The following is a 10,914-nucleotide window of genomic DNA, read 5'->3' as shown; positions in this document are numbered from 1 at the left end:
CAGGCAGGCAGGCAGGCAGGCAGGCAGGCAGGCAGGCAGGCAGGCAGGCAGGCAGGGTAATTCCTGCCTTTTAGTGCTGTCTAAAACCGCATATTACCAGACAAAAAACGTCCGCCGCGACACAGAGAAACTGTGTTGCGGTGGGCGTTTTTTGCGTGTGTCTCAGCGTTTGTTTGGGGCAAAATGCGGCGCTGCCGCAGAAAAGGAGGAAGGTTATCCATGAAAGGAAAACGAATCTGGAGCGGTCTGCTGGCACTGGTGTTCTGCCTGGGGCTGCTGCCCGCCACTGCCCTGGCGGCAGGGAATTTTACCGTGACAAAATTAGATGGAGAAACAGTCGCAGGAAGTGAAAATGCCGAGAACTACACCAAAGAGTATACCGTCACTGAGGATGTCACCGTCGCCGGCAGAACGAGAAATGAGCGACTGATTGTAAAAGAAGAGGCTACGATTACACTGAACAATGCTAATATGAGCTTGAATGAGTGCAAAGGAAGCCCCATTGAGATTGCCGAAGGGGCTTCTGCCACACTGATTTTAGAAGGGGAAAACACCTTGTCCGCCTTTGCGGATGGGCCTGGTATTTTGGTGAACCAGGGGGCAACCGTGACAATTCAATCCCAATCTGACGACAACACTGATCGCCTAACTGTTTCCGGGGCAAAGGCCGGTACCTATGTCAGTGCAGAAATGGGCGGTGGCGGTGGTTCTATTACCACAGATGGCTACGCCGGCATCGGCGGCCCCAATTTTGATGAGGCCACAAACTACACCGGCGCCATCAATATTGAGAGTGGAACAATCACCGCCACTGGCTACAGCTACGGCGCTGGCATTGGCGGCGGAAATTTCAGTTCCGGCGGCACCATCAATATCTCCGGCGGTGTGGTCACCGCGCTTAGCGGCGGCACAGACCCCGATGGCTGGGTAGGCGTTCCGGCAGATACAAAAATGGGAGCCGGTATCGGCGGAAGCCAGGGCTGCGGCAGTGGCGATATCAACATCTCCGGCGGCATCGTGAAGGCCTACGGCGGATACGGCTGCCCCGGTATCGGCGGCGCGCCCTGTGATGTGACCATTTCCGGCAATGCAGAGGTCACTGGCTACGGCGGTGACCTGGCGGCAGGTATCGGTGGATATGACAAAGACAAGGGTGAGTCAAACGAGGTCACGATCTCTGACACCGCCACGGTCACCGCCTGCGGCGGCAAAGGGGCTGCCGGCTTGGGGGAAGGCTCCGGCGATTCTGCCGCCCAATTTACCCTGACGATTGCCTCTGGCGCAAATGTGACAGCCTATTCCGACGGGGCAAAAGCCGCCATGACCGGCACACCCACCCCCACCCCCGGCAGCGCCCCCGTTGTCAATATGAAGTTTGATCCCGATTTGACCATCCCTTCTCAAGTGGGGGATATCTCCCTGACCCTGACGGGGACAGAAGCAAGCAACACCAAGACGCTGACCGTGCCCAAGGGATACCGGGCGGCAGCCGCCACTCTCCCCGCCGGAATATACAACGCAAACGCAACCATAGGCCAGGAAATTCCCCTTCTGGGCCTGGAGGGCGCGCCTATCGAGTCCAGCCCAGATTATGCCAAGGTAGTGCTGGTGTCCATTCCCCAAGTCCCCAGCGCCCCGCAGGACCTGGAAGCTGTCTCTGGAGACGGGGAAGTGACCCTCACCTGGAGGGCACCGGAGAAGGCTGGCACCGGTCCGGTCACCGGGTACACGGTCTGTTGGAGTACCACGAAGCCCACCGGTGAAAATCCGACTTCTGGGGACACGCTGGAAACCAAGGCTGACGTTACGACAGCCACAGTTACCAATCTGACCAACGGTACCACCTATTATTTCTGGGTCGTGGCGAACAACCACGCCGGTACCGGAGCCGCCAGTGAGACGGCGGCTGCCATCCCGCTGGCGCCCGGCGGAGCCGTACAGGTGGACAGCGCGGACGGGCTCAAAGCGGCGCTGGAGAATGACGCAGTCACTGACATTGAGGTGGTCGGCAGCTTTGCCTACGACGACAGCATTCCCCAAGAGAAAAACATCACCATAAAAAGCAGTATGACCCTGACCTTACAATACAGTTCTGGATTTTATACTCCCTACGGCGCGACAGTCTGTAATTCCAATATCCGGGTGGAACAGGGCGGCACAATTGCCTTTATGGATACTTGTTGGTGGTCCTTCAGCAGCCCCAGCCTCCACAGTTACCTGCTGATGAACGGAGCCTTTACGCTGGAGGAAGGCGCATCTGCTATTGCAAAGAATGACGGGGATTCAAGAAACACGAAGCCCGGCTATATCCTCTTCCGTGGAGATTTTACAAACAACGGCAGCTTTGTCAATGAGGCTACAACCGGTACGAAAGTTTATTTGAACTACGGTACTGCGCCGGGAGTTTTTACAGATAACCAGACCACCGGATTTTCTCCCAAATACAACCTATGTATCAGCACTCCCAGTTCAATAGAGTCCCCAAAATCAAACGATGATCTTGCCAATCTGGCAATCCCCTTGACCGGTATCGAGGGAGGTGCTTATGTAGGCGGACAGCTAAAGGCCGTGGTGGATGGCTTTGGTTCAGTGGAACAGGGCGGTCCTTTCTCCGTCATCTGGAACGACACCGGCGCAGCTACTAACGAGCCGTACACCGTCCAAGAGACCGATAAGGGCCAACAAGTTACCGCGGCGTTGGATGGAAATGGGGAACTGGGGCAAGACTATGGTTATTTCCTTGTCTCGGAGACAGAAAATGGTCCTATGGCTTACCAGATTTTTAAGTTTAGTACTACATCTGTAAGCGAACAGATTGCCGATTTCGCGGTCAAATTAGATGTGAACGGCGGTGACACGTTGGAGGAATCTGTCTTGATCCCCAACGCGGAGGGCAAACTGTCCGTCCTTCCTACCCCCACCCGCAGCAACCACACGTTTGATGGCTGGTTCACTGCGGCCACCGGCGGCGAGAAGGTCACAACCGATACCGTGTTTACCCAGGACACCACCATTTATGCCCACTGGACCGCAGTGTCCTCCGGCGGCTCCTCCCGCCCCACCTATCCGCCCACTGTGACAGACACCGCCGGCGGCGACACCTCCGTGGCCCCTGCCCGCCCCCACAAGGGCGACACCGTGACCATCACCCCCAAGCCCGACCAGGGGAACGAGGTGGACAGCGTCACCGTCACGGACCGCAACGGCGATCCAGTCAAGGTCACGGACAAGGGGGACGGAACGTATACCTTCACCCAGCCCACAGGCAAGGTGACGATCTCTGTTACCTTCCGGGACAAGGAAATCCCCGGCCTGCCGTTCGTGGATGTTGCGCCTGACGCGTGGTATTTCGACGCGGTGAGATATGCCTATGAAAATAGTCTCATGGTGGGGACATCGCCTAACGCGTTCTCTCCCAACGGCATGACGACCCGGGCCCAGATCGTGACCATCCTGTGGCGGCTGGTGGACAGCCCGGCGGGGGAGGCCCCAGTGGACTTTGCGGATGTGGACCCCGCCGCCTGGTACGGCGAGGCGGTTCGCTGGGCGGCCGGCCAGGGCATCGTGGGCGGCTACGGCAACGGGAACTTTGGTCCCAATGACCCTGTCACCCGGGAGCAGCTGGCGGCGATCCTCTATCGGTTTGCCCAGCACATGGGCTATGACACCGAGGGACAGGCCGACCTGTCCGGGTTCACCGACCTGGCACAGGTGAGCACCTACGCCCGGGAGGCCATGGCATGGTGTGTGGATGCCGGTCTTCTCTCCGGCACCTCTCCCACCACCCTCTCCCCCCGCGGCCAGGCGACCCGGGCCCAAACAGCGGCTGTACTGATGCGTTTGTGCCAAGGGTACGGCATGTAAGTACGCGGCCAGATCAAGGCGTAAAAAAAGACATCTGCTTAGGCAGATGTCTTTTTTTGCAAGCATAGGCTGCAAGCAAACTTTTTTCAAATCAGCAAAATGTACAAAACGGCGGTGAGTTCACATGGGACTCACCGCCGTTGGAGCAGGTAAAGGGAGTCGAACCCTCCTATCAAGCTTGGGAAGCTTGCGTTCTACCGATGAACTATACCTGCGTTGAAAGCTCCCTTAGTATAGCACGACCAGGAAAAAAATGCAAGAGAAAAGTTTCGGCCTTTTTTGCGCTGCGGGCCCGAAGGAACACCTGGCAGCCCGGCGCAATAGAATGGAATACCAGGCGCCGGAGACTCTTGGTTTACGGCAGCGCTGGCCACGGGTGTTTTGTTTGCCCTATTTGTGACGAATCGGAGGGGCCCGTCATAGTATGGGGAGGCAAGAGCGCCAGTCTGATGAAGTCAGAGGAGGTAATACCATGAATGAAAGGGTTGTACCCGGGCCCGTGCAGGACAGCTGCGGTATCCGGGAGGCCGTGTGTATCCATACAAAAAAGATCTATGACAGCTGTCGGGACAAAGACTGCATTGAGGACCTGCGGGTGTATCCCACCCGTTCCTCCCAGGCGGTCATTGACCGGGCCCTGAGTGTCCGGGGCGGCCGGGCGGAGCTGCTGCAGGCTTACATCGATGTGGAGCCCGCCAGCTATAACCGGGGATTTTTCAGCGTGGATATCCGGTACTACTATCGGATCACTGCGGAGGCCTTTGTGGGGGGCTCCCGGCCGGCGGAGATCAGCGGGTTGGCGGTCTTCGACAAACGGGTTCTGCTCTTCGGCAGTGAGGGCAACGCGAAGATTTTCACCTCCCGTTACCGCCCTGAGGAGCCCGACTGCCAGGGCCTGGGCCGGAGCAATCTCCCCGAGGCTGTGGTGGAGGCGGTGGACCCCATTGTTTTGAGCTTGAAGCTCATTGATCCCTGCGATTTTGTCTGCCCACCCCCCTGCCCGCCCCCTTGCAATCCCTGCAATCCCTGCCCCCCGCCGCCTCCACCCCCCTGCGGGTGCTGCGCGGAGAACGAGCTGACGGAAATTCCCCCCTGCATCAGCGCCTGCTTCGACTGCGAGCTGGCCTTCGACGGGGGCTGCCGGCGGCTCTATGTGACCCTGGGGCAGTTCTCCATGGTCCGGCTGGAGCGGGATTCCCAGTTGCTCATCCCCATGTACGACTACTGCATGCCCACCCGGGAGTGTGCCGGCGGCGATGAGGATGGGGACGACGATCCCTGCGAGATCTTCCGCCAGATTCGCTTCCCTGTGGGCGAGTTCTTCCCCCCCAGCACCCTGCCGGGGATGGAAGAGGAGGAAAACTGCGGCGGCGGCGCCAGCTGCAGCTGCTGCCGTTAAGCGGGCCGGAAGGCCTTGGAGCGGCGCGGAACAGGCGCAACCGGCTGACCAAACTTTGGTCAGCCGGTTTTTTGTTGGCGGGGGAGGGAAGGACTTAGTGGGCCGGGTTGGTGCAAAACCGCATTAGAACAGCGGCGGTTTGAGCCCGGGTGGCGGTGCCCTGGGGCAGCAGGGTGTCTTGGCTTACCCCGGTGAGAAGCCCGGCTTCTGCGGCCCAGGCCACGGCGTCCCGGGCATAGCCGCTGATCTGGCTGGCGCCCTGATACCCGGAGAGGTCCGTGGTTTGCGTGGTGTCGTATCCCTTATATTGGGCATACCGAAGGAAAAAGACCGCCATCTGTTCCCGGGAAACGGCAGCGTCAGGGGAAAACGTGGTGGGACTGGTGCCCTGGGCGATCCCTGCGGCGTCGGCCCAGCCGACCGCCTCGCGGTACCAAGCGGTGTCGGCCACATCCGCATAGGAGAGGCCGGTGTCTGCGGCAGGGCACCCCTCCAGCCGCCAGAGAAGGGTGACTGCCTGGGCCCGGGTGGTGACCGCCTGGGGGGCAAACCGGTCTTGAGAGACCCCGGCCATGAGCTGGTGGGTGAGGACATAGTCTATGGCCTCGTGATACCACTGGGTGGGGTCCAAATCAGAGAAAACCCGGGCGGGGCAGGTGTCCCCACCGTCACAGGGGAGGGGGGAAAAGGTGACGGTGATGGTCACCCGGCCGCTGGGCTGAGAGAAGGTGTAGGTGCCGTTCCCGTGGTCGGTCACCGGAAGGGCGGTGCCGTCCCGCTGGGTGACTGTCACTTGTTCCACCTGGTAGCCCTGGTCGGGGACGGGGGTAATGGTTACGGTGTCGCCCCGTTTGGGCCGGGTGGGAGAGACGGAGAGGGCACCGTGTATAGGCTCTGTCAGAATCGGGGGATACCGGGTGGGGCCGGAGGAGGCGGGCCGGCTCACCGTGACGGTGCAGGCGGCGGAGGCCTCCCCTGCCCTGGCGGTGATGGTGGCGGTTCCCGGCCCGACCGCGGTGACCAGACCGGCCTGGTCCACCACGGCAACCGTCTGGTCGCTGGAGGTCCAAGTGACGCGCGGCTCGGTGGCATCCGCCGGGAGAACAGAGGCCTGAAGGGCTGCGGTGCCGCCTGTGGTGAGGGAGAGCGCGCTCTGATCCAGGATTACCTGTTCCACAGGGATGGTGGTGACGGGGATGATCTGCACATAGGGGTTTTGGAAGACGCTGGCGGTCAGGTCGTCTCGGTCAACCTTGCCGGCGCTGCCGGCCTCTGCGCCGGCTGTCACCTGATAACTGTCTGTATAGGTTAATGTGGGCAGGGCGGTGTATGCAGAGGAGGCGGCCTGAACTGTCACCGTGCTGTCGGCAATCTCCACCGTGCCGGAGGAAGCGGAGATGCCCTTGGGGCCGGAGCAGGTGATGGAGACCTGGGCGCTGTTTTGTACGGTGATCTTGGTCTCGGAAGAGGAGGTACTGTTTATGATGCCGGCGTACGTGGCGGTAATCTCCAGCGCGCTGGCGTCAATGAGGATGCTGCCTTGGGAACTTCCGATGCCGACAGCGCCGGATACGGCGGTTTCCCCGCGGATGGTCAGAAGAGACAAGGCAGAATCTCCCTGTCCCATGGAGATGGCTGCATAATTTCGGGTGGTATCGGTGGCTTGGGCGATGGTTTTTCCGGTGCTGTCAATGGTGATTGGGCCGGAGAATGCGTTGAGACCGCCGGTGGTGCCGATGGCGGTGACGCGGGCCTGGTCGGAAATGGCAATCCCGCGGTTGCCGTTTATGGCAATGCCGGCGGGATTTTCCACGGTGACGGTGGCGGACCCGGTGATCTGAATCTGCTGCAAAGCGGACAGGCGTTCCGCAGTGACGGATGCGCGGCCGGAAATGACCAGATCTCTTGCCCGCTGGGCTTCCTCCGTGTTGGGGTCTCCTCCCGTGGACAGGGAGCCGGACGTCACCTGGGCGCTGCCTGTGATGCAGATGCCGCCGTACCGGGTGGAGATGGAGGACCCGTTGGTGTTTATGGTGCCGCCCTGGAGGCGGATGTCACTTGTTACTTGGGGGTCTGTGGCGCTGTCGGGTTGTACCGTGATGATGCCTTCTGCGCTGCTGTGAATGGAGCAGGAGCCTGGGCCAGTGATGGTGATGGCCCCGGGGGTGACGCCTTGGATGCCCACGTCGGTGGGGGAGTCTTTCGTGCCAATGGTGTTTTCTCCCACCAAGTGGATGGTGGTCTCTCCAGGCACAAGGAGGTAATCCGGCAGCGCCGCCGCGCGCAGGGTGAGCGTCCCGTCCTTGTAATAAATATTGTAGTTGTCTGCGTTGGCACCCTGAGTGGTGACGGTTTCGCCGCGGACCAGGTAATAGGTATCTTTTTGGATTTCCGTCCCGTCGTGACTGCCGATGTGCAGGGTTTCAATGGGAGGGTAGGGGTAAACAGCGGCCCACGCGGCGGGAGCCAGCAGAAGGCACAGCACCAAGGCGGTGCAGGGGGGCAACAGCCGTCGTTTCATGTTGTGTTCTCCTTTTGTTTCAAAAAGTGTACGTTTGCAAACAAAAGAATCGAAATGGAAATGGGGGAGAAATGCCTTGAAAAAAGAGATTTTTTCGGCTATTATAAAAATGGCAAGAGATTATTTCGGCAATTTGTAAACGTACACCTTTTCAAATTATCCCATGGGTCTGGAGGGTGTCCCTGCTTGAGACGGAGGGAAAAAGGGCTTGTCCTTTTTGGGGAAACTGGCTATAATAAAACAATCCATAACCCTGGAAGGGAAGGAGTGACAGCCCATGAGCCGGACTGGATTTATCCATGACAAACTGGACATCAAGTTTTTGATCCTGTATCTGATGGCCCGGGTGGCCTCGCCGGTGGATTTTGCCACGCTGGCGGACCTGACCTTTTGTGATGACGGGGTGGAGTATTTTGACTTTGCCGCGTCGGTGGCGGAGTTGGTGGAGACGGGACACCTCCAGCTGGAGGGAGAACGCTATACCATCACCGAGAAGGGCCGGCGCAATGGGAAAATCTGTGAGAGCAGCCTGGCCTTCTCCGTCCGGCGGAAATGTGACCGGAACCTGGCCCGGGTCAACGGCGTCCTCCGCCGGGACGCCCAGGTGCGGGCGGAGATCCTTCCCCGGGAGGACAGCGGGGTCACCCTGCGGCTGATCCTGGACGATGACAAGGGGAATATTATGACCCTGGACATGCTGACGGTGTCCGAGGAGCAGGCCGGCCAGCTGGCGGAGAACTTCCGGGCCCAGCCGGAAAAGCTCTATGAGAGCATTCTGCAAACCCTGTTGGAAAATCAGGAGGAATAACCGGCCCCTGCGGCAGCAGGGCCCTGTAACCGATGAAAACCGACCAGCGGAGTATCCTCTGCCGGTCGGTTTTTTGGTTCTGTTCCGTTGTCATTCGGGGGAAAGGGAGGGGGAGGGGGAGGGCCCCTTGTTCTGGCGTTGAGAAATGCGGTGGAAACGCATTCAGACGCCCGAACCCGGCGGCACTGCTTGGATGTTTCCGTCGGATCGGCCATTATTTTTTGGTGTTTTTTCGGGAAAAGAAAGAAATTCCGGGCTTTTTGTGGCAATGTTGGCCCCAATTTGGTATACTACGATTATATGGAGTGGAGCCGGCAGCTTGGCTCCGGCCAAAAACCCGGGCCGCTGCCCGGCGGGGACATGCCTCCGCCGGCGGTGTGCCCCGAAGGAGGACGACGTGTACAAACCCACCCACGCGGCCCAGCCGGACCGGCGCCCCCTGTGGGAGGCCCTGATTCTGGCGGCCCTTCTGGCCCTGTTTTTGGCCATCCAGCTGCCCAAGCTGGACAGCGTCCCCTGGGACCAGTATGAGTCCTGGCGTCAGTCGGACACGTACAGCATCGCGGTCAACTATGTCCAGTACGGTATGGATCTGCTCCACCCCCAGCTGAACTATGACGGGGTGTCGGAAAACTACGCCCAGCTGGAGCTGCAGATCGTCCCCTATCTCTCCGCGCTGGTGTTTCAGCTGACAGGCACCATGACCCCGGTGGTGCCCCGGCTGCTGTGTATGCTGTTCTTTTTGGGCTCGGCCTGGTTCCTGTACCGGCTGATGCGAGGGATCTCCGGCCGGTGGCCTGCACTGGTGGGGCTGGGGATCTACCTTTTTTTGCCCCTGTCGATGATGACCGCCCACGTGATCCAGCCGGAGGCCTGCGCCCTGTTTTTTTACTGTGGCGGGGTGTGGCTGCTCTGGCGTTTCCAGCAGACCAGGCGGCTGGCCTTCCTGTGGGGGGCCTCAGCCATGACCGCCGTGGCCATTATGGAAAAGACCCCGGTGGCCTTTGTGGGGCTGGTGTTTCTGTATGTGCTCTTTTCCCTGGGGGGCCTGGCCTGCCTGCGCTCTCCGGTGTTCTACGGCTGCGGGCTGCTCACCCTGGGGCCGCCGGTGGCGCTGATCCTGTATACCTCCCACCACTCGGTGTTCCGCTTTGTGGATGGCATTGGCCTCAAGCACATTTTCAGCAAGGAGATTCTCTCCATCTTTACCGCCGAGGGGCAGCAGTTTTTCTGGGAGGCGCTCCCCTCCCGCTTCGGCTGGGGCGCGGTGATTTTGGGCTGTGTGGGGCTGTTTTTTGCCGTGCGGCGTAAGCTCCACTTTTATGGGGTGTGGGCTCTGGCCTTTGCCCTGGAGTGTGTCACCATTGTGGCAGTGATTCGCTTCCCCTATTATCTGGTGTTCCTGCTGCCGCTGTGCGGCGCCCTCTCTGCGGTGGCGGTCCAGTCTTTGGCGCGCCTCCGCCTTCCCCTGGCGGCGGTGGCCTGCGCGGCGGTGGCGGTGACGACGGTGCAGGGAAACCTGGCCCTGTGGCCTCAAACCCAGGCGGACCCTATTATTGCGGAGGTGGGTCAGTTTATCCAGGCGCACACCCAGCCCGACGAGGGGGTTGCCATCGGCGTGAACAACCCGTCCTACCTGAACGCCGCCAACCGCCGGGGATACCGGGCAAACATCGCCTATTATGACTACATTCCCACCGGGCCGGAGGCGGAGGTCACCTATTTTATCGAACACGGCGTGCGCTGGTTCGTGGTGGTCCAGGGGTGGGTTTACAATGACGAGGACGGGGCTTACCGGACCTATCTGCGGGAGCAGTTCCCCGTGGCGGCCACCGGGACCAACTGCGTGATCTATGATCTGCAGGGAGAGTGAGGCGTCGGCAATGATGCGTTGGGTGCAGGCGATCTGGCACCGCTTTGAAAAAATCATTCGTTATCTATTTTGTTCTATCATCTCCACCGTGTTTGATGTGGCCATTGTCTGGTGCCTGTACCATTTGGCGGGGGTGTCCCTGGTGGTGGCCAACACAGTGGGCGTAGTGGCCGGGTTTCTCATCAGCTATGTGCTCTCGGCCCGGCAGGTGTTTGAGACCCGGTATGACGCGGCCTCCTTCGCCATCTTTTTTGCCACCTTCCTGATGGGGCTGGTGTGTGCCGACGGGCTGATCCTGTGGACCGAACACCTGGTCTCCCCCTTCCTGCCCAAGGGCTGGGCGTTTTTGGTGAGTAAGGGGGTATCCATTGTGGGGCCCTTCTTCCTGATGTATTTTGTGCGGAAATATGCTTTCCAAAAGCTGGAGAGCAAGAGAAAGGGGTCGTAGG

Annotated in this window: 7 protein-coding genes and 1 tRNA gene; 6 read left to right on the top strand and 2 right to left on the bottom strand. The window is 60.0% G+C overall.

Annotated elements, in window-relative coordinates:
- Together DV520_RS12415 and DV520_RS04925 are read left to right on the top strand one after the other, a co-directional pair.
- On the top strand, window positions 1-223 hold a 223-nt coding region (locus DV520_RS12415), incomplete at its 5' end, for a hypothetical protein (protein WP_205727600.1).
- On the top strand, window positions 220-3,864 hold the full coding sequence (locus DV520_RS04925; RefSeq protein WP_165850040.1) for an S-layer homology domain-containing protein: 3,645 nt from the start codon (window positions 220-222) through the stop codon (window positions 3,862-3,864). The genes DV520_RS12415 and DV520_RS04925, both read left to right, overlap by 4 nt.
- 141 nt (window positions 3,865-4,005) lie before the next feature.
- Here DV520_RS04925 and DV520_RS04920 read toward each other — a convergent pair.
- Window positions 4,006-4,079: transfer RNA gene (locus DV520_RS04920), tRNA-Gly, on the bottom strand.
- Between the two features lie 257 nt (window positions 4,080-4,336).
- On the opposite strand from DV520_RS04920, the gene DV520_RS04915 reads away from it, so the two are divergent.
- Window positions 4,337-5,263, top strand: coding sequence for a hypothetical protein (locus DV520_RS04915; protein ID WP_117141973.1), 927 nt, complete (start codon window positions 4,337-4,339; stop codon window positions 5,261-5,263).
- Between the two features lie 94 nt (window positions 5,264-5,357).
- On the opposite strand, the gene DV520_RS04910 is transcribed toward DV520_RS04915, so the two are convergent.
- On the bottom strand, window positions 5,358-7,784 hold the full coding sequence (locus DV520_RS04910) for an S-layer homology domain-containing protein (protein WP_117141972.1): 2,427 nt from the start codon (window positions 7,782-7,784) through the stop codon (window positions 5,358-5,360).
- A gap of 277 nt (window positions 7,785-8,061) precedes the next feature.
- On the opposite strand from DV520_RS04910, the gene DV520_RS04905 reads away from it, so the two are divergent.
- From DV520_RS04905 to DV520_RS04895, 3 genes are all read left to right on the top strand, one after another.
- A complete protein-coding gene (locus DV520_RS04905; protein WP_021920105.1) occupies window positions 8,062-8,592 on the top strand; it encodes a DUF4364 family protein in 531 nt (176 codons plus the stop codon).
- Window positions 8,593-8,989: 397 nt separating this feature from the next.
- Window positions 8,990-10,465, top strand: coding sequence for an ArnT family glycosyltransferase (locus DV520_RS04900; RefSeq protein ID WP_165850039.1), 1,476 nt, complete (start codon window positions 8,990-8,992; stop codon window positions 10,463-10,465).
- 10 nt (window positions 10,466-10,475) lie between these two features.
- The gene (locus DV520_RS04895) at window positions 10,476-10,913 is read left to right on the top strand and encodes a GtrA family protein (RefSeq protein WP_021920103.1); all 438 of its coding nucleotides are present in this window, start codon (window positions 10,476-10,478) and stop codon (window positions 10,911-10,913) included.
- Window position 10,914 lies beyond the last annotated feature (1 nt).

Source organism: Evtepia gabavorous (genome assembly GCF_003425665.1).
Classification (GTDB): Bacteria; Bacillota; Clostridia; order Oscillospirales; family Oscillospiraceae; genus Evtepia; species Evtepia gabavorous.
This window is presented reverse-complemented; position numbering and strand designations above follow the sequence as displayed.